This is a genomic window from Massilia sp. 05N420, from assembly GCF_056397205.1.
On sequence record NZ_JBFTMX010000008.1, the window covers coordinates 40,113 to 65,187 of the forward strand.

General features: G+C 66.2%; 24 protein-coding genes and 1 pseudogene. 16 read left to right on the top strand and 9 right to left on the bottom strand.

The window, feature by feature from the left end:
• Positions 1 to 17: 17 nt before the first annotated feature.
• The 3 genes and pseudogenes from AC1DIX_RS06680 to AC1DIX_RS06690 all read left to right on the top strand — a co-directional run.
• Positions 18 to 860: a DUF1444 domain-containing protein gene (locus AC1DIX_RS06680; RefSeq protein ID WP_477323000.1), complete on the top strand. Its 843-nt coding sequence runs from the start codon at positions 18 to 20 to the stop codon at positions 858 to 860.
• Positions 861 to 881: 21 nt separating this feature from the next.
• Positions 882 to 1,166, top strand: a complete 285-nt coding sequence (locus AC1DIX_RS06685) for a hypothetical protein (protein WP_477323002.1) — start codon at positions 882 to 884, stop codon at positions 1,164 to 1,166.
• Positions 1,166 to 1,294, top strand: a pseudogene (locus AC1DIX_RS06690) (hypothetical protein); the annotation flags it as partial. The gene AC1DIX_RS06685 and the pseudogene AC1DIX_RS06690, both read left to right, overlap by 1 nt.
• 265 nt (positions 1,295 to 1,559) lie before the next feature.
• Here the strand turns inward: AC1DIX_RS06690 and AC1DIX_RS06695 are convergent.
• The 4 genes from AC1DIX_RS06695 to edd all read right to left on the bottom strand — a co-directional run bounded on the left by AC1DIX_RS06695 (position 1,560) and on the right by edd (position 5,315).
• A complete protein-coding gene (locus AC1DIX_RS06695) occupies positions 1,560 to 2,042 on the bottom strand; it encodes a hypothetical protein (protein WP_477323004.1) in 483 nt (160 codons plus the stop codon).
• A 99-nt stretch (positions 2,043 to 2,141) separates the two neighbouring features.
• Complete coding sequence (locus AC1DIX_RS06700) at positions 2,142 to 2,726, bottom strand: Rhs element Vgr protein (protein ID WP_477323006.1); 585 nt, start codon at positions 2,724 to 2,726, stop codon at positions 2,142 to 2,144.
• Between the two features lie 18 nt (positions 2,727 to 2,744).
• A complete protein-coding gene (eda, locus tag AC1DIX_RS06705) occupies positions 2,745 to 3,371 on the bottom strand; it encodes a bifunctional 4-hydroxy-2-oxoglutarate aldolase/2-dehydro-3-deoxy-phosphogluconate aldolase (protein WP_477323201.1) in 627 nt (208 codons plus the stop codon).
• A gap of 21 nt (positions 3,372 to 3,392) precedes the next feature.
• Positions 3,393 to 5,315, bottom strand: coding sequence for a phosphogluconate dehydratase (gene edd, locus AC1DIX_RS06710; protein ID WP_477323008.1), 1,923 nt, complete (start codon positions 5,313 to 5,315; stop codon positions 3,393 to 3,395).
• Between the two features lie 254 nt (positions 5,316 to 5,569).
• Between edd and pgi the strand changes: the two genes are divergently transcribed.
• The 9 genes from pgi to tal all read left to right on the top strand — a co-directional run bounded on the left by pgi (position 5,570) and on the right by tal (position 13,991).
• Positions 5,570 to 7,210, top strand: coding sequence for a glucose-6-phosphate isomerase (gene pgi, locus AC1DIX_RS06715; RefSeq protein ID WP_477323010.1), 1,641 nt, complete (start codon positions 5,570 to 5,572; stop codon positions 7,208 to 7,210).
• Between the two features lie 19 nt (positions 7,211 to 7,229).
• The gene (locus tag AC1DIX_RS06720; protein WP_477323012.1) at positions 7,230 to 8,126 is read left to right on the top strand and encodes an SMP-30/gluconolactonase/LRE family protein; all 897 of its coding nucleotides are present in this window, start codon (positions 7,230 to 7,232) and stop codon (positions 8,124 to 8,126) included.
• 179 nt (positions 8,127 to 8,305) lie between these two features.
• Positions 8,306 to 9,775 carry a glucose-6-phosphate dehydrogenase gene (gene zwf, locus AC1DIX_RS06725; RefSeq protein ID WP_477323014.1) on the top strand — a complete coding sequence of 490 codons (1,470 nt, stop codon included), beginning with the start codon at positions 8,306 to 8,308 and terminating at the stop codon, positions 9,773 to 9,775.
• Positions 9,776 to 9,788: 13 nt separating this feature from the next.
• The gene (locus AC1DIX_RS06730) at positions 9,789 to 10,643 is read left to right on the top strand and encodes an SIS domain-containing protein (RefSeq protein WP_442122434.1); all 855 of its coding nucleotides are present in this window, start codon (positions 9,789 to 9,791) and stop codon (positions 10,641 to 10,643) included.
• A 10-nt stretch (positions 10,644 to 10,653) separates the two neighbouring features.
• The gene (locus tag AC1DIX_RS06735) at positions 10,654 to 11,277 is read left to right on the top strand and encodes a glutathione S-transferase family protein (protein WP_477323016.1); all 624 of its coding nucleotides are present in this window, start codon (positions 10,654 to 10,656) and stop codon (positions 11,275 to 11,277) included.
• 34 nt (positions 11,278 to 11,311) lie between these two features.
• The gene (locus AC1DIX_RS06740; RefSeq protein ID WP_477323018.1) at positions 11,312 to 12,013 is read left to right on the top strand and encodes a YjjG family noncanonical pyrimidine nucleotidase; all 702 of its coding nucleotides are present in this window, start codon (positions 11,312 to 11,314) and stop codon (positions 12,011 to 12,013) included.
• Between the two features lie 84 nt (positions 12,014 to 12,097).
• Positions 12,098 to 12,595, top strand: coding sequence for a GAF domain-containing protein (locus AC1DIX_RS06745; RefSeq protein WP_477323020.1), 498 nt, complete (start codon positions 12,098 to 12,100; stop codon positions 12,593 to 12,595).
• On the top strand, positions 12,589 to 12,999 hold the full coding sequence (gene fos, locus AC1DIX_RS06750; RefSeq protein ID WP_442122430.1) for a fosfomycin resistance glutathione transferase: 411 nt from the start codon (positions 12,589 to 12,591) through the stop codon (positions 12,997 to 12,999). The genes AC1DIX_RS06745 and fos overlap by 7 nt, the downstream gene beginning before the upstream one ends.
• Positions 13,000 to 13,061: 62 nt before the next feature.
• Positions 13,062 to 13,991, top strand: a complete 930-nt coding sequence (gene tal / locus AC1DIX_RS06755) for a transaldolase (protein ID WP_442122429.1) — start codon at positions 13,062 to 13,064, stop codon at positions 13,989 to 13,991.
• Positions 13,992 to 14,114: 123 nt separating this feature from the next.
• Here tal and AC1DIX_RS06760 read toward each other — a convergent pair whose 3' ends face one another.
• Positions 14,115 to 15,182, bottom strand: a complete 1,068-nt coding sequence (locus AC1DIX_RS06760) for an NAD(P)H-dependent flavin oxidoreductase (protein WP_477323022.1) — start codon at positions 15,180 to 15,182, stop codon at positions 14,115 to 14,117.
• Positions 15,179 to 16,396: a YbfB/YjiJ family MFS transporter gene (locus tag AC1DIX_RS06765; RefSeq protein WP_477323024.1), complete on the bottom strand. Its 1,218-nt coding sequence runs from the start codon at positions 16,394 to 16,396 to the stop codon at positions 15,179 to 15,181. The genes AC1DIX_RS06760 and AC1DIX_RS06765 overlap by 4 nt, the downstream gene beginning before the upstream one ends.
• A 64-nt stretch (positions 16,397 to 16,460) precedes the next feature.
• Here AC1DIX_RS06765 and AC1DIX_RS06770 point away from each other — a divergent pair, with 64 nt between their 5' ends.
• Complete coding sequence (locus AC1DIX_RS06770; RefSeq protein WP_477323026.1) at positions 16,461 to 17,354, top strand: LysR family transcriptional regulator; 894 nt, start codon at positions 16,461 to 16,463, stop codon at positions 17,352 to 17,354.
• A gap of 14 nt (positions 17,355 to 17,368) precedes the next feature.
• Here the strand turns inward: AC1DIX_RS06770 and AC1DIX_RS06775 are convergent, their stop codons facing one another.
• From AC1DIX_RS06775 to AC1DIX_RS06785, 3 genes are all read right to left on the bottom strand, one after another.
• Entirely contained in the window at positions 17,369 to 17,812 is a 444-nt protein-coding gene (locus tag AC1DIX_RS06775) for a hypothetical protein (RefSeq protein WP_477323028.1), read from the bottom strand.
• A gap of 3 nt (positions 17,813 to 17,815) precedes the next feature.
• Positions 17,816 to 18,322 carry a hypothetical protein gene (locus tag AC1DIX_RS06780; protein WP_477323030.1) on the bottom strand — a complete coding sequence of 169 codons (507 nt, stop codon included), beginning with the start codon at positions 18,320 to 18,322 and terminating at the stop codon, positions 17,816 to 17,818.
• 92 nt (positions 18,323 to 18,414) lie between these two features.
• The gene (locus AC1DIX_RS06785; protein ID WP_477323032.1) at positions 18,415 to 18,939 is read right to left on the bottom strand and encodes a TetR family transcriptional regulator; all 525 of its coding nucleotides are present in this window, start codon (positions 18,937 to 18,939) and stop codon (positions 18,415 to 18,417) included.
• A gap of 257 nt (positions 18,940 to 19,196) precedes the next feature.
• On the opposite strand from AC1DIX_RS06785, the gene AC1DIX_RS06790 reads away from it, so the two are divergent.
• Genes AC1DIX_RS06790 through AC1DIX_RS06800 form a run of 3 tightly spaced genes read left to right on the top strand, consistent with a single transcriptional unit; the run spans position 19,197 to position 25,060 of the window.
• Positions 19,197 to 20,444 (top strand): efflux RND transporter periplasmic adaptor subunit, encoded by a 1,248-nt coding sequence (locus AC1DIX_RS06790; RefSeq protein WP_477323034.1) that lies wholly within the window; start codon positions 19,197 to 19,199, stop codon positions 20,442 to 20,444.
• 27 nt (positions 20,445 to 20,471) lie between these two features.
• Entirely contained in the window at positions 20,472 to 23,630 is a 3,159-nt protein-coding gene (locus tag AC1DIX_RS06795) for an efflux RND transporter permease subunit (RefSeq protein WP_477323036.1), read from the top strand.
• Positions 23,631 to 23,638: 8 nt separating this feature from the next.
• Positions 23,639 to 25,060 (top strand): efflux transporter outer membrane subunit, encoded by a 1,422-nt coding sequence (locus AC1DIX_RS06800; RefSeq protein ID WP_477323038.1) that lies wholly within the window; start codon positions 23,639 to 23,641, stop codon positions 25,058 to 25,060.
• Positions 25,061 to 25,075 lie beyond the last annotated feature (15 nt).

The following is a 25,075-nucleotide window of genomic DNA, read 5'->3' on the forward strand; positions in this document are numbered from 1 at the left end:
GCCGACTGGAGCTGCTCATGATCGGAAACTGGAAACCCGCGATCCTGCTGGCCGCGCTGGCGGCGACGGCGAATGCGTTTGCACAGCAAATCCCGGCCGCTGAAGCCGCTTTCACGGAATACGTCGCCGCGCAAGTGCGCCTGCAGCCCCTGGCCGGCCAGGCGGTCACGATCAAAGGCCCGCTGACCCTGAAGGTAGGGGATCTGCAGGCCAATCTGGACCGGGTTTTCGGTTTCTGCGGCGCGAATGCCGCAGCCTGCCAGGGCGAGATCGACCGCTACGTGCAGGGCGTCGCGCAAGTCATCAAGGATATGAATGCGCTGCCCCGCAAGGAAGACGTGCGCCTTGCCGTTCGTCCGAGCTCGTACCTGCAGCAGTCGGCCGCGGCCACCGGAAAAACCGTGCGGAGCTGGCCCCTGAGCGGCGGCCTGGTGGTCATGCCCGTGCTGGATTCGCCCCGCACCACCCGTTCCCTGAACGAGGACGACTTCAAGAAACTGGGGTTGAGCGCGGAGCAGGTCCTCCAGCTCGGACGAGACAATCTGGTCCGGACCCTCGCGCCCCTGATGACGCAGGCGCGCGTGGCGAAACACGGCCAGATCGGCGACCTCACCGGCGACGCCTACGAATCCAGCCGCCTGGCCTTGCACGACAGCTGGGCGCCGCTGGCGGAAGCGCAGGGCGGCACCCTGATCGTTGCGGCGCCCGCGCGGGATGTTATTTTTTATGTCGGTGAAGAGTCGCCGCAAGCCATCGACGCCCTGCGCGCCCTGGTAAACGACGTCATGAAAAAGGTGCCGGCGCCGCTCTCGCCGGCGCTGCTGCGCTGGACGAGAACCGGATGGGAGCCGGTTCCCTGACAACCCACCAAGGGAGATACCATGTATCGCTGTCCGCACTGCAGCGACCTGTCGATCTCGGGTGCGACGCAACTGTCTCCGCCATTCGATGGCCGGGTCAAATGCTCTACTTGCGCTGCCGAGCTGAAGGTGAAAATCAAGCTGACCAACTTCATCCTGCCGGCCTATTTCATGAGCCGGAGCTTGATGGGATTGCTCTTTCATATCCATATTGACCTGGATATTTTCTGGGAGATGACGATCGTCCTCATCCTGGCTTTCCTCCAGATCCGTTTAAGCACCTACGAGGAAGTCCGGAAGCCCTGATGCCCCTGAGGGATCGGGCGAGATACAGGAGACACATCGTCGACCAGTTCACCGGCGGCTGCCCCTACCGTGTCGGCCTCTGCCACTGCCTCGACTGCCGCAAGCATCACGGCGCCGTCTTTCACGCATCCGCGATCTTCCCGGAACAGGCGGTGGACATCGAAGGCGAGGCGCGCCTATGGCGGCAGGCATTTCCGCCCGCACTGCGTTTCTTTGGTGTTCGCGAAAAGCGGGTAAGAAATCGAGGTCTACCTGAGGGCGCTGGACAAGCCGGACCAGTTCAGGCCGACCTACGAACTGTGGACCGTCCGCTGCGAATCCTGGCTGCCGCCTTTTCCCCTCGCCAGGCATTACGAATACGACCGCCCGGACGGACGTACCGAAGACTAGTCACTACTCCGGCGGCAGGCAGCCGAACAGGCGCTTGCCCGGCCGCTCGCCATCCCAGATCTGGTGCACGGCGGCGCTGCCGTCGCGCTGCTTTGCCAGGCAAAAGCGCGCCTCGTAGCCCTGGACGGTGCCGCGGAGCTTGCCGGGCCTGGCCTCGATGCGCAGGTAATAGACCTTGCCCGGCTCCAGCGTGGCCGCCCTGGTGCGCGGCAGGGACGCGACCTGCCCGCCGTAGGGCACGCACATCGAGAAACGGAGCGGGAAGGTGCGTTCGGGCGGCATGGTCATCTTCCACAGCGGGCGCTGGCCGTCCGAAACGGTGACGGAGTGGAAGTCCGGCGTTCCTTCGCGGTCTTCGCGCGGACTGATGGTGAAGCACGGACCGCCGCGCGGGCCCTCACGCACCTCGGCCGCGCCGATGCGGGCCGCGGCGTCCGCAGCCGGCACGAGGATACACAGCACGCAGAGAAGGGGTGGGAATCGCATGACGGTCTCGCCTGGGAACGAACGCACGCGGGAAAGCCTACGTTGACGGGCTCGGCTGGGGGTTGATTGGGCACAAGTGGGGTTTGCCTGGGCTAGGGATTACTTATCAAACTTGGGTTCCCGCCTACGCGGGAAGTCATTTCGGGCTGTGCCCGGAATGCGGGCTAAAGCGCGGGCCCGGCCCTTTGGGAGGTTATCGCGGTCCCTCGGGTTGGACAGGAATCCGGCCAGCACATGTTCGTACAACCCCAGCTGATGCGCATGCCTGCGCTGGCGCACAATGCGCGGCAGTTGCAGGAATTTCAGTGCGAAATAATCGGCCAGCAGCTCGCCCTGGGCTTCCATATTGTAGTCGGCCAGGCTGGCGCCATCGCGCAGTTCGTAGTGGTAGGACAGGCCCAGGCGGATCGCGCCGCGCAGGCGGACCGGGTAGCCGAGCTGGTGCTGCCACACGTGCACCATCTCATGCATGAACCAGTGGATGACGGTGGGATTGCCCAAGCTGTAGTCGGGCAGGAAGCAGGAACGGTGGAAGTAGATGCTGCCGTTGGGGGACATCGCGCAGTTCTTCGGCTGCAGCGGCAGGTAGCGGCGGTCGTGGACCCGCACGCGGCCGTAGTCGATGGCGCCGCCGAACAGCAGCGACGCCATCGCGATCTCGCCCGGGGTCAACCCGCGCGCCATGCGGACCCGGACCGGACCTTAAGCAGCGGCGCGCAGGCTCGACGCGGACTTGGCCAGGTCGGTGATCAGGTCCCAGTCGCCGGCCTTCATCGCGTCCGCCGGGGTCAGCCAGGAGCCGCCCACGCAGGCCACGTTCTTCAGCGCCAGGAACTGCGGCGCGGTTTCGATCGAGATGCCGCCGGTCGGGCAGAAGGTCACGTCCGGCAGCGGGCCGCCGATCGCCTTCAGCATGCCGACGCCGCCCGCCGGCACCGCCGGGAACAGCTTCAGCTGCTTGAAGCCGGCTTCGCGCGCCGCCATCACTTCGGACGGGGTCATGCAGCCCGGCAGCAGCGGCAGGCCGCTCTTCTTCGCTGCCTCGATCAGGGCCGGGGTCAGGCCCGGCGACACGCCGAACACTGCACCGGCATCGCGCGAAGCGGCGAATTCTTCCGGCTGGGTCAGGGTGCCGACGCCGACGATCGCGCCTTCGACCTGGGCCATCGCGCGGATCGCCTCCAGGCCGTGCCTGGTGCGCAGGGTCACCTCGAGCACGCGGATGCCGCCGGCGACCAGCGCCTTGGCGAGGGGAACGGCGTGGTCCGGATCATCGATCGCGATCACCGGGATCACGACGGCCGACTTCATGATGTCGAGCAGGCTCATATCAGTACTCATCGTTTGCTTTCACTTGGCGGTGGATTTGCGGAACAGGAAATCTTCGTCGGAACCCGGCATGATCTCACCACTGTCGGTGCCTTCATGCAGAGGGACGGTGGTGTCGATCAGCGACGGCAGCGGGAAGTGGGCGGCGCCCTCCTCGGCTGCGGTGACGGATTTGCGGAACACCTCGAACAGCTCGCGGCCCATGCCGATGTGGCTCCTGCTGAGGTCGGCCGTGGCCATCTTGCGCGATGCCCACACGTCGGCCGGCACCAGCGCCTCGAGCGTGCCGGCGGTCGCATCGACCCGGATGATATCACCGTCGCGCACCAGGCCCAGCGGACCGCCGGCCAGGATTTCCGGCGACACGTGGATCGCCGCCGGCACCTTGCCGGACGCGCCCGACATGCGGCCGTCGGTGACCATCGCCACGTGGTAGCCGGCGTCCTGCAGGTTCGACAGCGCCGGGGTCAGCGCATGCAGTTCCGGCATGCCGTTGGCGCGCGGGCCCTGGAAGCGGATCACGGCGACGAAGTCGGTGTTCAGATGGCCGGCCTTGTACGCATGCATGAAGTCTTCCTGCGAATCGAAGGTCTTGGCCGGCGCCTCGACGATGTGGTGTTCCTTCTTGACGGCCGAGACCTTCATCACGGCACGGCCCAGGTTGCCCTGCACGAGGATCAGGCCGCCATCGGGGCTGAACGGGTTGGTGTGCTTGCGCAGCACGGCCTCGTCGCCGCTCTGTTCCGGCAGGTCTTTCCAGACCACCTGGTCGCCGTCCAGGAAGGGTTCCTTGCAGTGGGCGCGCAGGCCGCGGCCGAGGATGGTGTTGACGTCGTCGTGGGCCAGGCCGGCATCCAGCAGTTCGCGCATCACGAAGGTCGGTCCGCCGGCGGCCTGGAAGTGGTTCACGTCGGCGTCGCCGTTCGGGTAGACGCGCGCCAGCAGCGGCACCACCTTCGACAGCTCGTCGAAATCGTTCCAGTCGACCACGATGCCGGCTGCGCGCGCGATCGCGATCAGGTGCATGGTGTGGTTGGTCGAGCCGCCGGTCGCGTGCAGCGCGGCGATCGCGTTGACGATGCTCTTCTCGTCGACGATGTGGCCGATCGGCATGTACTCGCCGCCCTGCTGGGAGATCTTGACGGCGCGCTGGGCAGCGGCGCGGGTCAGCGCGTCGCGCAGCGGGGTGCCCGGGGTGATGAAGGCGGCGCCCGGCAGGTGCAGGCCCATCATCTCCATCAGCATCTGGTTGCTGTTGGCCGTGCCGTAGAAAGTGCAGGTGCCGGCGCCATGGTAGGCCGCGGATTCGCCTTCCAGCAGCTCTTCGCGGGTGGCCTGGCCTTTCGCATAGCGCTGGCGGATCGCCGCCTTTTCCTTGTTCGAGATACCGGTGGTCATCGGGCCGCCCGGCACGAAGATGCCCGGGATGTGGCCGAAGTGCAGCGCGCCGATCAGCAGGCCCGGCACGATCTTGTCGCAGATGCCCAGGTAGAGCGAGGCATCGAACATATTGTGCGACAGCGCGATGGCGGTCGACATCGCGATGGTATCGCGCGAGAACAGCGACAGTTCCATGCCCGGCTGGCCTTGCGTGATGCCGTCGCACATGGCGGGCACGCCGCCGGCGAACTGGGCCACCGCGCCGACGTCGCGCACCGCGTCCTTGATCACTTTCGGGAAGTACTCGAAGGGCTGGTGGGCCGACAGCATGTCGTTGTACGAGGAAACGATGGCCACCGACGGCTGCTTCTGCTCGCGCAGCTTGAGCTTGTCGCTGGCCGGGAATGCCGCAAAGCCGTGCGCCAGGTTCGTGCACGCCAGCGTCCCGCGCTGGACACCTTTGACGCGCGCCGCGTCCAGGTGCGCCAGGTAAGCCTGGCGCGAGGGCCGGCTACGCTGGATGATGCGTTGGGTCACCTTCTCTACTACGGGATGCACCGCCATGATCGTTCCTTATGAATTGGATTTCTGAAATTTTACTACAAAATGCGAGGGGGCGCATGCTGGCGCCCCGCTTTCAATTGCAGCCTTAGGGAATTCGGGTGTTGATCGCGGGCACGGTGTGCCCGCCCTGCCGTAGGGTGAGCACCACGCTCACGCAACTTCGAACACAATTTGTAGTGATTTTACGCCCACTTCCTGTATGATTCGATAACCTGCACAAAATGACATCATACCGTCCGTCGTCACCACTACCTATGCGCCAACCTCTTCTCACCAGCACCACCAGCTACCAGTCGCTCCGTAACCATGCTTCCCAGGCCCGGGAGTGGCAGATGCGCGAGCTGTTCGCACAGGATCCGCAGCGCTTCGAACGCCTCTCCTGCGAGGCCGCCGGGCTGTTCCTAGACTATTCAAAAAACCGTCTGGACGGGCGCACGCTTGAACTGCTGGCGCAACTCGCGCGCGAGCGCGGCGTCGAGCGTTTGCGCGACGCCATGTTTGCCGGCGAGAAGATCAACCTGACGGAAAACCGCGCCGTCCTCCACACCGCCCTGCGCGCGCCGCGCAACAAGCCCTTCACGCTGGACGGCCAGGACGTGACCGGCGACGTGCACGCCGTGCTGGACCATATCCGGACCTTCAGCGACAGCGTGCGCAACGGTTCGTGGAAGGGCTACACCGGCAAGGAGATCACCGACGTCGTCAACATCGGCATCGGCGGCTCCGACCTCGGCCCGAAGATGGTCTGCCTGGCGCTGCGCCAGTTCGCCCATCCGCGCCTGAGCATGCACTTCGTCTCCAACGTCGACGGCCACGACATGGACGCGGCGCTGTCGCGCGTGAACCCGGAAACCACCCTCTTCATCATCGCCTCGAAGACTTTCACCACGGCCGAGACCATGATGAACGCGAACACGGCCCGCGCCTGGTTCCTGCAGAACGCGCCGGAAGAGGCGCTGGCAAAGCACTTCGTGGCGGTGTCGACCAACGTCGAAGCCATCAAGACCTTCGGCATCGATCCGGCCAACATGTTCCCGTTCTGGGACTGGGTCGGCGGCCGTTACTCGGTGTGGTCGGCGATCGGCCTGCCGGTCGCGCTGTGCGTGGGCTTCGGCTACTTCAGCGATTTCCTGGCCGGCGCCCACGCCATGGACGAGCACTTCCGCAGCGCCCCGATCGAGCAGAACCTGCCGATGATCCTGGGCCTGGTCGGCTTCTGGAACCGCGAGTTCCTCGACTGCGCCTCGGTCTCGATCGCCCCCTACCACCAGGACCTGAACCGCTTCCCGGCCTACCTGCAGCAGCTCGACATGGAAAGCAACGGCAAGCGCGTCACGCGCGCCGGCGACACCATCACCGACTACGACACCGGCCCGGTGATCTGGGGCGACGTCGGCACCAACGGCCAGCACGCCTACTTCCAGCTGCTGCACCAGGGCACGGACGTGACACCGATCGATTTCATCGCCGCCCTGCGCCCGGCCCACGAGTTCCACAACCACCACGCGGCCCTGCTGGCCAACTGCTTCGCGCAGTCGGAAGCCTTCATGAAAGGGAAGACCGCGATTGAAGTACGCGCCGACCTGGCCGGCCAGCCGGCGGAAGAAATCGAGCGCCTGGTACCGCACAAGACCTTCCCGGGCAACCGCCCGAGCAACACCATCCTGATGGATTACCTGAACCCGGCCACCCTGGGCGCCCTGATCGCGCTGTACGAGCACAAGGTCTTCGTGCAGGGCGCGCTGTGGGACGTCAACAGCTACGACCAGTGGGGCGTCGAACTGGGCAAGGTGCTGGCCAAGAAGATCGAGGCGGAGCTCAACGGCGACGTGCAGCCGGCCCGGCACGACAGCTCGACCAATGGCCTGATCGCGCGCGCCAAGGCCGCCATCTGAGTCTCTGTAAGGATTCCTCATGAAAACCGAACATTTCGTGGTAGCGCACGACGAGGCGATGAAGACCGGCGAATGCCCGATCTGGCATGCGGTCGAATCGGCGCTGTACTGGGTCGACATTCCCGGCCTGACCGTGCACCGCCTGCATCCGGCGAGCGGCAAGTATTCGGCGTGGAAGATGGACAGCGAACCGTCGGCCCTGGCCGTCGACGTCGACAACAACCTGGTGATCTCCACCCGCAACGGCTTCGTCTACCTGAACACCAGCAGCGGCGAAGCCGAGGACATTGCGCCCGCGCCCTACGATACGAAGATCATGCGCTTCAACGACGGCCGCGTGGACCCGCTAGGGCGCTTCTGGGTCGGCACCATCTACGAACCGCGCGACCAGCCGAAGGCCGAGATGTACGTGCTGGACAGGGGCAAGCTGCGCCTGGCCTGGAGCGGCGGCATGACCAATTCGAACGGCCTGGCCTGGTCCCTGGACGGCAAGACCATGTTCCACGCCGATACCACCAGCCACCGCATCGACTGCTACGACTACGACCTCGCCAGCGGCACCGCGTCGAACCGCCGCAACCTGGTCACCTTCGAGGCCGATAAAACCTCGGGCACCTATGGCGGCCGTCCCGACGGCGCCGCACTCGACAGCGAAGGCAATTACTGGATCGCGATGTACGAAGGCGGCCGCATCCTGAAGCTGTCGCCCACCGGCGAACTGCTGCAGCAGATCGACCTGCCGGTGAAGTGCCCGACCGCGGTCTGCTTCGGCGGCCCGGACCTGCGTACCCTGTACGTCACCAGTGCGTGCGGCGGCCGTCCGGCCGAGGAGCTGGCGGCGATGCCGGACAGCGGCAAGGTGCTGGCCTTCCGCGTCGACGTGGCCGGGCTCGAGATGCCGGAATACCGCGGCTGATGTAGGGCGGGCGCGGCCGGCGTGGGCACACCGTGCCCACGCGAATGCCCGCCATTAAATGGATGTGGCACCATATTTCCTCGGATCGCTCGATGACGTAGTAAATTTTCTTGCGTGATCAATATTCGTGTAGTAAATTTACAATTCAAGCTTATCCCTCCCTTACGATCAGATACTCCATGGCACTTTCCGATTTCGATCTCGTTTTCTTCGGCGGCAGCGGCGACCTCGCGATGCGCAAACTCCTGCCCGCGATGTATGCCCGCGACGTCGCCAACGACCTTCCCCCGAGCGCGCGCATCATCTGCGTGGGCCGCGAAGAAATGACGCAGGAAGGCTTCCTGCAGATGGTCGAGACGAATTCGAAGCCGCATATCAAGGAAAGCGTCGCCGAAGCCGCGTGGAAGAAATTCCTGGACCGCATCACCTGGGTGTCCGTCGATGCCGTCAACCTGAAGAGCTACGCCGGCCTGGCCGAGGCATTGCGCAAGGACGAGTCCCTGACCCGCGTGTACTACCTGGCCACCCCGCCCTCGCTGTTCGCGAAGATCTGCGACAACCTGGCCGCCAGCGGCCTGGCCACGCCGAACTCGCGCGTGGTGCTGGAAAAGCCGCTGGGCCGCGACCTGGAGTCGGCCAAGCAGATCAACCTGGACGTCGGCAAGGTCTTCGCCGAATCGCAGATCTACCGGATCGACCACTACCTGGGCAAGGMRRCSGTGCAGAACCTGMTGGCSCTGCGCTTCGGTAACGTCCTGTTCGAGCCGCTGTGGCGCCGCGAGTGGATCTCGGACGTGCAGATCACCATCGCCGAGAAGATCGGCGTCGGCAACCGCCTCGGCTACTACGACAATTCCGGCGCCCTGCGCGACATGCTGCAGAACCACCTGCTGCAGCTGCTGTGCATCGTCGCCATGGAACCGCCGACCTCGATCGCGCCGGACGCCGTGCGCGATTCCAAGCTGCAGGTGCTGCGCTCGCTGAAGCGCTTCACGCCGACCACGCTGACGCAGAACATCGTGCGCGGCCAGTACCGCGCCGGCTACGTCGACGGCCAGCCGGTGCCGGGCTACCGCGACGAGCCGGGCGCRCCCAAGCAGTCGAAGACCGAGACCTTCGTCGCCATGAAGGCCGAGATCGATACCTGGCGCTGGGCCGGCGTGCCCTTCTACCTGCGCACCGGCAAGCGCATGGCCGACCGCCTGGCCGAGATCGTCGTGCGCTTCAAGCCGATTCCGCACTCGATCTTCAACCAGCCGACCTCCAGCTTCCAGCCGAACAGCCTGGTGATCCGCCTGCAGCCGGACGAGGGCCTGTCGCTGAACCTGATGTCCAAGACCCCGGGCGACGGCATGCGCCTGAAGCAGGCCGAGCTCGAACTCGATTTCCGCGAGCAGTTCAAGGCGCCGCGCATGGAAGCCTACGAGCGGCTGCTGCTGGATGTACTGCGCGGCCAGCTGACCCTGTTCATGCGCGGCGACGAGCTGGAAGCGGCCTGGGAATGGGTCGAGCCCATCCTCGATTACTGGGAGCAGGACGACACCTCGCCGGTGCCCTATTCCTCCGGCACCTGGGGCCCGGCCGCGTCCAGCGCCCTGATCGGCCGCGACGGCCTGCAGTGGCGCGAAGAAGCGCTGCCGGAAGATTAAGGACGCCGACCCCGTGCTGCTCGATTCCATCCGCACCCAGCTCGACTCGCTGTCGAAATCCGAACGCAAGGTGGCGCTCGCCGTGCTGGCATCGCCCAGCGCCACCGTCAGCCAGAACATCACCGCGCTGGCGCGCGCAGCAGGGGTCTCGGAGCCGACCGTGGTGCGCTTCTGCCGCACCCTCGGCTACGACGGCTGGCATGAGTTCAAGCTGAAACTGGCGCAAGGCCTGGCGCTGGCCTTGCCCGGCGCCACCGAGCAGCCGGCCCAGGACGACCTCGCCGCCGACCTGGTCAACAAGATCTGCAGCCGCTCGATCAACACCCTGCTCGACCTGCGCAACAACCTCAAGCCGGAGCTGATCCAGAAGGCGCTGGACATCCTGTCGCGCGCCAACAAGATCGAGTTCTACGGCCAGGGCACCTCCGGCTTCGTGGCCGCCGACGCCCAGCACAAGTTCTTCCGCTCCGGTGTGCCGACCATCGCCTACACGGATCCGGCGATCCACTCGATCGCCGCGGCCCTGCTGCGCGAAGGCGACGTGGTGGTGGCAATTTCTCAACGCGGCAACAATCCCGCACTCACGCGTTCCGCGAAACTGGCGCGCCGCGGCGGCGCCGAGGTGATCGTGCTGGCGCCCTCCGGCACCCCGCTGGCGGACATGGCCAGCCTCTTGATCCCGATCGACCTCGTGTTCGCGATCGACCCCTACACGCCGATTTCGGCGCGCCTGGCCTACCTGGTCGTGATCGACGTGCTGGCGGTCGGCCTGGCCCTGAAGCGCGGGCCGGAGTTCAGGAAGAAGATGCAGAATGCGCAGAAGGCGCTGCAGGAATTCGACATGCAGTTCGATTCCTTCATCGGTTGATCCCGGCGCCGTGATTACCGTCTGGGGCAACGCCGATTCGATCAATGTACAGAAAGTCCTCTGGTGCTGCGAGGAGCTGGCGCTCGACTATCGCCGCATCGACGCCGGACGCCACTTCGGCGTGGTCGGCACGCCGGCCTTCCGCAACCTGAATCCGAACGGCCTGGTGCCCACCATCGAGGACGACGGTTTCGTGGTCTGGGAATCCAACACCATCGTCAGGTACCTCGCGGGGCGATACGCGCAGGATGGCCTGTTGCCGCTCGAGCCGCGCGCGCGCGCCGATGCCGAGCGCTGGATGGACTGGACGAATTCGACCTTGTGGCCGGCCCTGCTGCCCCTGTTCCGCGCCTTCATGCGCACGCCCGCGGCCGACCGCGATCCGGCAAGGATCGAGGAGCAGCGCATTGCCGCCCTGTCCACGATGCGCATTCTCGACCGCCATCTGGGCGGCCAGGATTACGTCGGCGGCGCCACGTTCACGGTGGGCGATATCGCCGCGGGCTGCGCGGCCTGGCGCTGGTTCGCCCTGCCGATCGAACGCGAACCCCTGCCCGGGCTGCAGGCATGGTTCGACCGCCTTGCTGCGCGCCCGGCCTTCCGCAAGCTGGTGATGACGCCGCTGACCACCTGAGACAGAGTTCGCATGCTCGGCTAATATATAGCCGATGAAACATACGCTCTTCCTCTTCGACCTCGACGACACCCTGCTCGACTTCAAGGCATCCGAACAGCTTTCCTTCGTGCGCACCATGCAGGCGCTCGGCCTGAAAGACGGCATCGAAGCCCTGTTCCCGCGATATCAGGCGATCAATATCGCGCTGTGGAAGGAATTCGAGCTGGGGACCGTCTCGAAGGATTTCCTGAAAGTCGAACGCTTCCGCCGTACCTTCGCGCAGAAGGCCCTCGACCTCGATCCGCAAGCCGCCAGCCACCTCTATCTCGAGTCGCTGTCGGACACCGTCGTCCTCATCGACGGCGCCAGGCAGGTCTGCGAAGCCTTGTCCGCCATCGGCGAGGTCGGCATCATCACCAATGGCGTCGAGCACATCCAGACCCGCCGCATCGCCAGCTCGGGTTTGAAGGACCACATCTCCTTCGTTTCGACCTCCGAAGCCTGCGGCTTTGCCAAGCCGGACAGCCGCTTCTTCGACTACGCGGCGAAGATGGCGCGCGCCTTTGCGAAGCGGGAAACCGTCATCGTCGGCGACCGGCTGGACGCCGACATCCTCGGCGCCAACCGCTTCGGCATCGACAGCTGCTGGTTCAATCCGGGCAAGCTGGGCAATGCGGGCGAGGCCGTGCCGACCTGCGAAGTCGACAGCCTGCATGCCATCGTGCCGGCCCTGCGGCAGCTGGCCGCCGCCTGAAAGGCGCCATCCGGTTCGGCCCGGCAGTATTGCCATGCTGGCGGTAAAATATCGCTTTCCGATCAGTTCCTTCGAGCTCACGTCATGCACATCAATCCCGAACGCAGCACCCGCCCCGACTACGACCTGCTGGTACGCCAGGTCGCCAGCGTCCTCGAAGGCGAGCGCGACCTCACCGCCAACGCCTCGCAGTTTTCGGCGCTGGTCTACGACACCCTGGCCGACCTGAACTGGGCCGGTTTCTATTTCACCGTGCCGAGCAAGAAGGGCGAAGGCCAGGATCTGCTGGTCGGCCCCTTCCAGGGCAAGCCGGCCTGCGCCCGCATCCCCTTCGGCCGCGGCGTCTGCGGCACCACCGCCGTGCAGCGCGAGACCATCGTGGTGCCGGACGTGCACGCCTTCCCCGGCCACATCGCCTGCGATTCGGCCTCGGCCTCGGAGATCGTGCTTCCGGTCATCAAGGACGGCAAGCTGGTCGGCGTGTTCGATATCGACAGCCCGAAGCTGGAACGTTTCTCAGATGAAGACAAGGCCGGCCTGGAGCGCATGGTCGCGGCCTTCCTGGACGCCACCGATTGCTGAGCGGACTGAATCACCTGACCCTGGCCGTTGCCGACCTCGAGCGCAGCTTCGCCTTTTACAAGGACCTGCTTGGCTTCAAACCGGCAGCGATCTGGAACACGGGCGCCTACCTGAGCCTGGGCGAACTATGGCTGTGCCTGTCGCTCGACGGCAAGCGCGCAGCCCCGGCCGAGCCGGACTATACGCACTACGCCTTCGATGTCGCCCAGGTCGATTTCGCCGCTTTCCGTGCGCGCCTGCTCGAGGCCGGCGCCGTCGAGTGGCGGAAAAACAGGAGCGAAGGCGATTCCTTTTATTTCCTGGATCCTGACGGCCACCAGCTCGAGGTCCACGTCGGCAAACTGGCCAGCCGCCTGGCCCAGTGCCGTGCGGCGCCATATGCCGGCATGCGTTTTTTCGAATAAATCGCCGGCTGCCGGTGCGGTACAATCACGGAATCCGTATCTCACATCACTTGCCACGCACCATGAACCAACTCGAACAGCTCAAGCAGTACACCACCGTGGTGGCCGATACCGGCGACTTCCAGTCGATCAAGGCCTACGCGCCGCAAGACGCGACCACCAACCCCTCGCTGATCCTGAAGGCGGTCCAGAAGCCGGAATACCGTCCGCTGCTGGAAAAAGCAGTCGCCGACTCCAAGGGCGCTTCGGTCGAAGAGATCGTCGACCGCCTGCTGATCGCTTTCGGCGTCGAGATCCTCAAGTTCGTGCCGGGCCGCGTCTCGACCGAGATCGACGCCGCGCTGTCCTTCGACACCGAAGCGACCGTCGCCAAGGGCCGCGAACTGATCGCCCTGTACGAAGCCGCCGGCATCAAGCGCGAGCGCGTGCTGATCAAGATCGCCTCGACCTGGGAAGGTATCCGCGCCGCCGAGATCCTGGAAAAAGACGGCATCCGCTGCAACCTGACCCTGCTGTTCTCGCTGTGCCAGGCCGTGGCCTGCGCCGAAGCGGGCGTTCAGCTGATCTCGCCGTTCGTGGGCCGTATCTACGACTGGTACAAGAAATCGACCGGCACCGACTACCAGGGCGCCGACGATCCGGGCGTGCAGTCGGTCAAGCGCATCTACCAGTACTACCGCAAGTTCGGCTACAAGACCGAAGTGATGGGCGCGAGCTTCCGCAACACCTCGCAGATCCTGGAACTGGCCGGCTGCGACCTGCTGACCATCTCGCCGGACCTGCTGCAGAAGCTGGCCGACGCCGACGCGACCGTCGAGCGCAAGCTGGTGGCCGACCAGTCCGCGGACATCGAAAAGATCGCGATGGACGAGAAGACCTTCCGCTTCATGCTGAACGAGGACGCGATGGGGACCGAGAAGCTGGCCGAGGGTATCCGTGCCTTCGTTGCGGATTCGGTCAAGCTGAAGAAGATGATCGAGGAGCTGCGCTGATTTTGCATAAGCTGACGTAACGCACGCAGAACTTGGATCCCCGCCTGCGCGGGGACGACGTGGTGGTGTGTGCGGGAATGACGGTAGTGGGTGAACGGCGGCATTCGTGCCGCCGTTTTCCGTTTACATCGCCATTTCCCTGGCAAGCTGCTGCAGCATCTCCCCCGCCGGCATCTCGCGCGCCAGCGGCGCTCCCTGCCCTGCCCACTGCGCCGCAAACTCGTGGTTGCCGGCCTTGGCGGCCGCGGCGTGCAGCTGCTTGGCCGCATCGTAGGCGACCGGATACGGGGCCGGCGGCGGGCTGCCGGCCGCGTCGCCGTGGGCGATCAGGCGGTTGAGCATGCCGCGCGCCGGGCGTCCGGAAATGGCCGCGGTCATGCGCGTGGCCTCGGCCCGTTCGCTCTTCAGGTTTGCGCGGTAGGCGGCGCTGGCCGAGGATTCCGGCGCCAGGATGAAGGCGGTCCCCAGCTGCGCCGCCACCGCGCCCAGGTCCAGCGCGGCCCTGATTCCGGCACCGTCCATGATGCCGCCGGCGGCGACGATCGGCAGGCCGGTCTTCCTGACCAGCAGGCGCACCAGCACCGAGGTGCTCAGGCCTTCGTCGCCTTGTTCCGGATCGAACATGCCGCGGTGGCCGCCAGCCTCGATGCCCTGGGCCACGATCGCCATCACACCCGCCCGTTCGATGATCCCGGCCTCGCGCAGGCTGGTGGCGGTGGCCATCGTGAACACGCCCGCCTCGTGAAAGGCGGCCAGCCGTTCGGCGGACGGCAGGCCGAAGTGAAAGCTCACGACCGCCGGACGCAGCTCGAGCAGCATGCGGAACATGTCTTCATCTTCGTTGAAGGATTTGTAGATCTCGTCGAGCGAGATTGGTGCCGCGATGCCCGCATCGGCGAACAGGGGCGCGAGGTGGGCGAGCCAGGCCGCTTCGCGCTCGGCATCGCGGCGTGCCGGCACATGGCAGAACACGTTCGCATTGAAGGAGCGGCTGGTCAGGGCGCGCGTTTCTTCCAGCATGTGGCGCGCCTGGGCGGCATTGCTCGCTCCCAGTCCCAGCGATCCCAGGCCGCCGGCGTTGGACACCGCCGCCGCCATGCGCGGCGTCGACACGCCGGCCATCGGCGCCTGGATGATCGGATACTGGAGCGCGAGGCGTTCAAGGAATTGCTGGCTCTGGCTCGGATTCATGGTTTCCCCTTTCGATGTGCAATGTGCGAGTTCGTTTTCCACAGCCAGGCTGCGCTGCCCAGCAGGCCCAGCGCCGACAGCGCCAGCGCCATGTGCAGGGCCGCGGCCTCGGTGTCCGTCAGGCGGGCGATGCCCGCGCTCACCAGCGGCCCCGCCAGCTGGCCGACTGCGAAGCCTGCCGTCATCCTGCCCAGCACGCGCGTGGCCTGCCCTTCGGCACGCGCGCGCGCCTCCTGCATGCCGACCATGGTGATGACCATGAAGGTGCCGCCCACCAGCAGCGCCGCCAGGGTCACGCTGGCCAGCGAGGTCCACACGGCCGGCAGCAGCACGCCGACCGCCATCAGCAGGTGGGYGGCCGCCCACACGCCCAGGCGCTGCGCCTTCGCCAGGCGCCAGGACACCAGCACCGTGGAGATGGCCGCCGCGGCGCCGAACACCGGCCAGGCCAGGCCGAACACGGCGGGGTCGTCGACCAGTTGCCGCGCCAGCGCCGGCAGATAGGTGGCGGGCAGGATGTAGCCGAAGCCGAACAGGGTATAGCAGACGACCAGGCCGAAGGTGGCTTGCGGCGCGGCGGGCCCGGTGGCGGCCGCTGCGGCTGCGGGCATGGGCGCCGGCGGYGCCGGCAGGCTGCGGCTCAGCACCAGCGGCAGGATCGACGCCAGTGCGCCCAGCGCCGCCAGGCCGATCCATAGTTGCGGCGAGGGCAGCGAACGCCCCAGCAGCAGGCAGAACATGCCGGCGGCGGCAATGCCGATCCCGACGCCGGAAAACTGGACCCCGGCCAGGTCCGGACGCCCGATCGCCGCCAGCCAGCCGAGGCCCCAGGCGCTGGTCGCGACCAGGGTCCAGGCGCTCATCACGCCCGCCAGGAAGCGCAGCACTGCCCACCAGAAGCCGGAGGCGGTCCAGCCGACCGCCGCCGTGATCAGCACGGTGCCGGCCAGCCCGAGGGCAAGCAGCAGCGCCGGCTTGATGCGCAGGCGCGAGGCCGCCAGCGCCCCGGCCAGGTAGCCCAGGTAGTTGGCGGCGGCGAGCATGGCGCCGGCGTGGCTGTCGAGCAGCCCGTCCCTCACCATCAGCGGAAACAGGGGCGTGAAGGCGAAGCGGCCGATGCCCATGGCCACCGCCAGCGAGATCATGGCCGCGGCGCAGACGGCGGCGGCAACGCGGCCGCTCCTGGCGGCAAGGGGAAGTGTCGTGCTATCCATGCCTGTATTAAAGCGCAAGCTGGGTGCGCTGACTAATGAATAAAAATGGACTATCATTCTCTCCATGAGAACGATCGACCTGGAAGCCCTGCTCATTTTCCGTACCGTCGTCAGCGAGGGTGGCGTGAACCGGGCCGCGGAAAAGCTGCACCGCGTGCCATCCAACGTCACCACCCGCATCCGGCAACTGGAAGAGTACCTCGGCGTGCGCCTGTTCCGCCGCGACGGCCGCTCGCTCAGCCTGACCGCCGAAGGCAGGACGCTGCTGAACTACGCGACCCGCCTGCTGCGCCTGGCCGACGAAGCCGTCGACGAGCTGCGCAGCGGCAAGCCGCAGGGCGTGTTTCGCCTCGGTTCCCTGGAAAGCACGGCCGGCAGCCGCCTGGCGCCCATCCTGTCGCGCTTCCACGAAGAACATCCGGGCGTGGTGGTGGAGCTCGTCACCGGCACCACCGGCGCCCTGCTCAAGGCGGTCAGGAGCTTCGAGATCGAAGCTGCCTTCGTGTCCGAGCCTTTCACCGCGCCCGAGCTGGAAGCCTTGCCGGTGTTCCGCGAAGAGCTGGTGCTGATCACGCCCCTTGCCACGGGTCCGGTGCGCGATGCGAAAGACCTCGGCCGCCTGACCATGATCGCCTTTACCCACGGCTGCTCCTACCGGCGGCGCCTGGACGAATGGCTGGGCAGCGAAAACGTGACAGTGGAACGGGTGCTCGAATTCGGTTCCTACCAGGGCATGATCGCCTGCGTGGCGGCGGGGACCGGCTTTGCCGTCGTGCCGCAGAGCGTGCTCGGCGCGCTGCAGGCCGCGGACAAGGTGAGGCAGCACAAGCTGCCGGCACACATTGCGGAGAACCGGACCCACCTGGTGTGGCGCGGCGAGGCTTCGCTGGCGCTGGAAGGCCTGATCTCGATGCTGCGCGCGGAATCCCCTGAAGACGTGCCGGCCGATGTGCATTGATCTTTCGGAAGAATTTATTTCTTGCGGTGAAAACGCCGCGAACTCACCGGCTTGCCGTTCTCATATTCGATGACTTCGATGTGCTGGGTATCGTAGACCAGCGGATAGCGAATCCTCACGTCCTCGCCGGCGCGGCCGCAGGTGCTGCTGCGCAAGGTCAGCAGATAGGTCGGGATGCTGCCCGGGAAGCCGGCCAGGAATCTGGTGCCGCGTCCATCGAGGTACACCGTGCCGGGCTTTTCCTTTTTCAGTGCGAATTCCTGCTCGCAGGGCGGGACCGATTTATCCGGTCCGCTCCAGCGCAGGCGATCGTCCTTGACGCTCAGGACGGTATAGGCGGCTTGTGCCGCCGGCCGATCGTCCAGCAGCCAGCGGCCCGCGAACGGCAGCGCCTGCGCCTGCGCCAGGACCGAAGGGGCGCAGCCGAGGCCGAGCAGGAATGCCAACAGCAATCTCATGGGCTAGCGCGCCAGTGCCGACAGCCTCAGCCAGACGAAGCGGACGGCGTGATACAGCAGCGCGCCGACGGCGGCGAAGACCAGCGCGGCGATCATCGGCAGGATGGCGCCCAGGAACACGCTCATCCCCATCACGAAACCGAGCACGCATTCGGCGCGGTAGACCGGATGGAACAAGGCGATGACGAACACGCCCTGGGCCATGATGTCGCTGACCTCGGGCTTGCCGGAGACGAAGCACAGCGCCAGCGTGAATCCATACAGCAGGCTGGCGACGAAACCTGCGGCCATGGCACGGGTACCGCCCTGCCCGCCTTCACGGCGGCGCTCGATGCGGCCCAGCAGGAACCAGGCGAGGACCGGCAGGGTCAGCACTCCCCACCAGTTGGATACCGCGGGCAGGTCTTCGCGCGCCAGCAGGTGGTGGGCCGGGACACCGCCGTGCAAATGCTGCCAGCCCAGCAGTACAACCATGAACAAGGCTAGCGCAATGGTCAGTCTGGTACGCATGCCGTCCTCCACAAGGAAACAGGCCCCATCCTTGCATCAGTTGGCAATATTGTAAACATGCATACTCGAAGGCTTGCCGGGCTCAGGCGGGCTCAGGCGCGCCCCGCCCGCAAGCCTTCCATATACGGATCGATCACGCACTTCCCCAACTCGAGCAGATCGAAGCTCTGGGGCGCGAACATCCAGTTGCGGACCAGTCCGTCGATCATGGTCCACATCGCCAGCGCCAGCGTGCTCGGCTCGACCTTGCAGGAGATCAAGCCCTGGTCGGCGGCCAGCTTGATGCGGCGTTCGACGCGCGCCATCCACTGGCTCAGGCTATGCTGGCGGCGGCAGCGCACCGCATCCATCTCGTCGACGAACTCCACCTTCAGCATGGCGATCTCGAACACGCGGCGGGCCACCGGGTCCTCGACCGTGCGGCGCAGCACGGCCAGCATGTACTCGCGCAGGTCGGCCAGCGGATCGCTCGAATCGGCTTCGTCCAGCACCTGCAGCTCCGCCTCCAGCGGCAGGATCGCGCGCTCCATCATCGCGTTGAACAGGGCGCCCTTGTCGTCGAAGTGCCAATAAATCGCACCGCGCGTCACACCGGCAGCGGTTGCGATATGCTGCAAGGTCGTTCTCGAAACACCCTGTTCAACAAACAATTTCTCTGCAGCATCAAGGATACTGTCACGCGTGGCAGCGGCCTCTTCTTTGGTTCTGCGGGCCATTGGCGCCTATCTCCATTTTTTGGTGGTCAAGAAACATTAAACATACACTCGTGATAGTATATCCCCGTTTACCTAAAAGCCAATGACGAATCGTTGTGCGGTGCCGGAGTAGTACTGCAGGACGGTTTTGTCCTTTTTTCAACAGAAGGAAGCACTTAATGCGTTCTGCCCAACCATCTACCCTGAATCTGACCAGGATTGCCGCGTGCACCCTGACCGCCCTGGCCCTGCTGTCGGGCTGCGGCCACAAGGATGCCGCCCAGGCCGGCGCCGGTGCCCCCGGCGGCAAGATGCCGGCGCCGCAAGTCGGCGTCATCACGACCAAATTCCAGCAGGTTGCCCTCGAAACCGAACTGCCGGCCCGCGTCGAAGCGATCCGCGTGGCCGAGGTGCGCGCCCGCGTCAACGGCGTCGTCCTGAAGCGCCTGTTCACCGAAGGCAGCATGGTCAAGCAGGGCCAGTCCCTGTTCCAGATCGATCCGGAGCCCTACCAGGCACAGCTCAACAGCGCCCAGGCCTCGCTCGGCCGCGCCCAGGCCAACCTGACCTCGGCTTCGGCCACCGTCGAGCGCTACAAGCCGCTGGTCGAGGCGAATGCGGTCAGCAAGCAGGAGTTCACCAACGCCGTCGCCGCCGCCAAGCAGGCCGAAGCGGACGTCAACGCCGCCAAGGCGCAGGTGAAGATCGCCCAGATCAACTATGGCTATGCGAACGTCTACGCCCCGATCTCGGGCCGCATCGGCCGCGCCCTGGTGACCGAAGGCGCACTGGTATCAAGCACCGAGGCGACCCAGATGGCGCTGATCCAGCAGACCGACAACGTCTACCTGAACATCACCCAGTCCGCCGCCGAACTGCAGCGCCTGCGCAAGAGCGCCGGCAACCGCGGCATCGACTCGGCGATCCCGGTGTCGGTGATCCTCGACGACGGTAGCGAACTGGGCCGCAAAGGCAAGCTGCTGTTCTCGGACGTGACCGTGGACCCGACCAGCGGCCAGGTCACCCTGCGCGCCCAGGTCGCGAACCCGGACAGCGCCCTGCTGCCGGGCCAGTACGTGCGCGTGCGCCTGGCCCAGGCCGAGCTGCCGTCGGGCATCCTGGTGCCGCAGCAGGCCGTGACCCGCGGCGGCCAGACCGGCGACACCGTGATGGTGATCGGCGCGGACAACAAGCCGACCCCGCGCACCGTCAAGATCGCCTCGCAGGAAGGCGCCAACTGGGTCGTGACAAGCGGCCTGAAGGAAGGCGAGAAAGTGATGGTCGACGGCTTCCAGAAGCTGCAGATGCTGCCGCCGGGCACCCCGGTACAGCCGGTGGCATGGACTCCGCAGAACGCCAACAGCGCCCCGGCCGCGGCCGGTTCGCCGGCCGCCGCCGCCGCCGGCACGGGCACTACCCGCCAGTAAGAGCAACATTAGAAACAGGACTTCCCAATGGCTCGTTTTTTTATTGACCGCCCAATTTTCGCCTGGGTGATCGCGCTGTTCATCATGGTGCTTGGCGGCGTCGCCATCAAGCAGCTGCCGATCGCGCAATACCCGACCGTGGCGCCGCCGTCGATCGTCGTCAGCGTCGCCTACCCTGGCGCTTCCGCACAGACCCTCGAAGACTCGGTCATCTCCGTGATCGAACGCGAGATGAACGGTTCRCCCGGCATGGTCTACATGGAGTCGACCAGCCAGGCCAACGGCACCGGCTCCATCACGATCTCCTTCGAGACCGGTACCGATCCCGACCTGGCCCAGGTCGACGTCCAGAACCGCCTGTCGCGCGCGACCCCGCGCCTGCCGGCTGCCGTGACCCAGCAGGGCGTGCGCGTCGACAAGGCCCGCTCGAACTTCCTGCTGTTCACCATCCTCTCCTCGGACGACCCGAACTGGGACCCGATCGCGCTGGGCGACTACGCCTCGCGTAACGTGCTGCCCGAGATCCAGCGTATCAAGGGCGTGGGCCAGGCCCAGCTGTTCGGTACCGAGAAGGCGATGCGCATCTGGATCGACCCGGCCAAGCTGGTCGGCTTCAAGCTGTCCGCTTCCGACGTCAACAACGCGATCCGCGCCCAGAACGCCCAGGTGGCGTCCGGCACCATCGGCGACCTGCCGCTGAACGTCGGCCAGCAGATCACCGCGACCGTGGTCGTGACCGGCCAGCTGTCGAACGTCGAACAATTCGGCAACATCGTGCTGCGCGCGAATCCGGACGGCTCCACCGTGCGCCTGAAGGACGTGGCCCGCATCGAGATCGGCGGCCAGGCGTATTCGACCTCGGCGCGCCTGAACGGCAAGCCGTCCAGCGGTATCGGCGTGCAGCTGTCACCGACCGGTAACGCGCTCGAGACCGCTAACCTGATCAAGACCCGCATGGCCGAGCTGCAGAAGTACTTCCCGCACGGCATGAAGTATGCGATTCCCTACGACTCCACCAAGTTCATCCAGATTTCGATCAGCCAGGTCATCGAGACCCTGATCGAGGCCGTGATCCTGGTGTTCATCGTGATGTACGTGTTCCTGCAGAACATCCGCTACACCCTGATCCCGACCATCGTGGTGCCGGTCGCCCTGCTCGGCTCCTTCGCCACCCTGCTGGCGCTGGGCTTCTCGATCAACGTGCTGACCATGTTCGGCATGGTGCTGGTGATCGGTATCGTGGTCGACGACGCCATCGTGGTGGTGGAGAACGTCGAGCGCATCATGTCCGAGGAAGGCTTGCCGCCGCTGCAGGCGACCCGCAAGGCCATGGGCCAGATCTCGGGCGCCATCATCGGCGTGACCGTGGTGCTGATCTCGGTGTTCGTGCCGCTGGCCTTCTTCGCCGGCGCGGTCGGCAACATCTACCGCCAGTTCTCGGCGGTGATGGTGTCCTCGATCGCCTTCTCGGCCTTCCTGGCGCTGTCGCTGACCCCGGCGCTGTGCGCCCACCTGCTCAAGCCGGTGGAAGCCGGCCACCACATGGAGAAGCGCGGCTTCTTCGGCTGGTTCAACCGCACGTTCAGCACCGGCGCCAAGCGCTATGAAGGTTTTGTCGGCAAGATCCTGCGCCGCACCGGCCGCGCACTGGTCGTCTTCGTGCTGCTGCTGGGCCTGGTCGGCCTGGTATTCACCAGGATGCCGAACTCCTTCCTGCCGAACGAAGACCAGGGCTACATCATCGCCAACATCCAGCTGCCGCCGGGCGCCACCGCCGAGCGCACCGACGCCGTGCTGAAGGCCGCCGAAGCCTATGTGCTGAAGCAGCCGGAAGTCGCCGACATGGTATCCGTGACCGGCTTCTCGTTCTCCGGCCAGGGCCAGAACATGGGTCTCGCCTTCATCCCGCTGAAGCCCTGGGACGAGCGCAAGGCGCAAGGCTCGGACGCACAGAGCCTGGCCGGCCGCATCACCGGGCACCTGATGGCGCTGCGCGATTCCTTCATCTTCGTGGTGAGCCCGCCGCCGATCCCGGAACTGGGCCGCGGCGCCGGCTTCTCCTTCCGTCTCCAGGACCGCGGCGGCCTCGGCCACGCAGCCCTGCTGCAGGCGCGTAACCAGCTGCTGGGCATGGCGATGCAATCCCCGGTCCTGACCGGCATCCGTCCGGAAGGCCTGGAAGATGCGCCGCAGCTGCAGCTGGAGATCGACCGCGACAAGGCGAACGCCCTGGGCGTGACCTTCGATGCGATCAACACCGCGATCTCGACCTCGCTGGGTTCGAGCTACGTGAACGACTTCCCGAACGCCGGCCGCCTGCAGCGCGTGGTGGTCCAGGCCGACGCCAAGGACCGCATGCAGCCGGAAGACCTGCTGCGCCTGAACGCCCTGAATACCAAGGGCCAGCCGGTGCCGCTGTCGGCCTTCGCCAGCACCAAGTGGATCAACGGTCCGCAGCAGACCACCCGCTACAACGGCTATCCGGCGATGAGCATCACCGGCGAACCGAAGCCGGGCTACTCGTCGGGCGACGCGCTGCAGGAGATGCAGAACTTGGCGGCCAAGCTGCCGGCCGGCTTCGCCTACGAATGGACCGGCCAGTCGCGCGAGGAAATCCTGTCCGGCTCGACCGTGTTCGTCCTGATCGGCTTCTCGCTGCTGGCGGTGTTCCTGGCCCTGGCGGCACTGTATGAGAGCTGGTCGATCCCGGTCTCGGTGCTGCTGGTGGTGCCGCTGGGAGTGCTCGGCTCGCTGCTGGCCGCGACCATGCGCGGCATGCCGAACGACGTCTACTTCAAGGTCGGCCTGATCACCGTGATCGGCCTGGCGGCGAAGAACGCGATCCTGATCATCGAGTTCGCGAAGGACCTGCAGGCGCAGGGCAAGTCGCCGATCGAGGCGGCGATCGAGGCGGCGCACCTGCGTTTCCGTCCGATCATCATGACCTCGCTGGCCTTCATCCTCGGCGTGCTGCCGCTGGTGATCGCCAGCGGCGCCGGCGCGGCTTCGCAGCGCGCCATCGGTACCGGCGTGATGGGCGGCATGATCACCGCGACCGCGCTCGGCGTGTTCTTCGTGCCGGTGTTCTTCGTGGTCATCCGCAGCATCTTCAAGGGCAGCAAACGCCAGCAGGAGATCTACGAGCACCACGCCGAAGCCGCAGGTATTGCGAAAGAAGAAATATGAACGGAACCATGAAAAAAGTCCTGACTCCCCTGGCCCTGGCCATGCTGATGACCGGCTGCGTGAACCTGGCGCCCAAGTACGAGCGCCCGGCCACGCCGGTGGCCGGCGCCTTCCCGACCGTGGAAGGCACCGTCCACAGCGGCAACCCGGTGGCGGCCGAGGCCCCGGCCAGCATCGCCTGGCAGCGCTTCTTCGCCGACGCCCGCCTGCAGCAGCTGATCCAGATGGCGCTGGCGAACAACCGCGACCTGCGCGTCTCGATCCTGAACATCGAGCAGGCGCGCGCCGCCTTCCAGATCCAGCGGGCGGCGCGTTTCCCGCAGGTTAATGCGGGCCTGACCGCCAACCGCGCCTCGACGCCCGGCGACGCGCCCCTGACCAGCGTCTACCAGGCCGGCCTGTCGGTGTCCGCCTTCGAGCTGGACCTGTTCGGCCGCGTGCGCAACCTGAGCGATGCGGCGCTGGCGCAATACCTGGCGACCGAGGAAGCACGCAAGACGGCGCAGATCAGCCTGATCGCCACGGTGGCCAATACCTACCTGGCCCTGCTGGCCGACAAGGAACTGCTGGACCTGACCCAGCAGACCCTCAAGACGCGCGAGGAATCGCTGCGCCTCTCCCAGCTGCGCTTCGACAACGGCGTGATCTCCAAGCTCGACCTGCAGCAGGCGGTCTCGCTGGTCGAACAGGCCCGCACCGTGCTGGCCCAGCAGCAGCGCCTTATCGCGCAGGACACGAATGCGCTGACCCTGCTGGTCGGCCAGACCATTCCGGACAACCTGCCGCCGGGCGCGACCCTGGCGGCAACCAACCTGCCGGACCTGCCGGCGGGCCTGCCGTCCGACCTGCTGGTCGCGCGTCCGGACATCCGCTCGGCCGAGCAGCAGCTGATCGCGGCGAATGCCGACATCGGCGCGGCGCGCGCGAACTATTTCCCGCGCATCTCGCTGACCGGCAGCGCCGGCAGCGCCAGCTCCGAGCTGTCGGGCCTGTTCAAGTCCGGCTCCTTCGGCTGGAGCTTCGCACCGCAGGCGATCCTGCCGCTGTTCGACTTCGGCGCCCGCCGCGCCGGCGTCGAGAGCGCCGTTGCCGGCCGCGACATCGCCGTGGCCCGCTACGAGAAGTCGATCCAGACCGCCTTCCGCGAAGTCTCGGACGCCCTCGCCGGCCAGGCCACCTTCAGCGAGCAGCTGCGCGCCCAGCAGGCCGTGGCGGCAGCGGAAAGCGACCGCTTCAACCTGTCGGACCTGCGCTACCGCAACGGCACCGCCAGCTACCTCGACCTGCTGGATGCCCAGCGTTCGCTGTTCACCGCCCAGCAACAGGCGATCGAAGCGAACCTGGCGCGCCTGCAGAACCAGGTCACGCTGTACCGCGTGCTCGGCGGCGGCTGGACCGAGCCGGCGGGGAACACGACCGCGGCGCGCTGAGCTCTGAGTTACTCC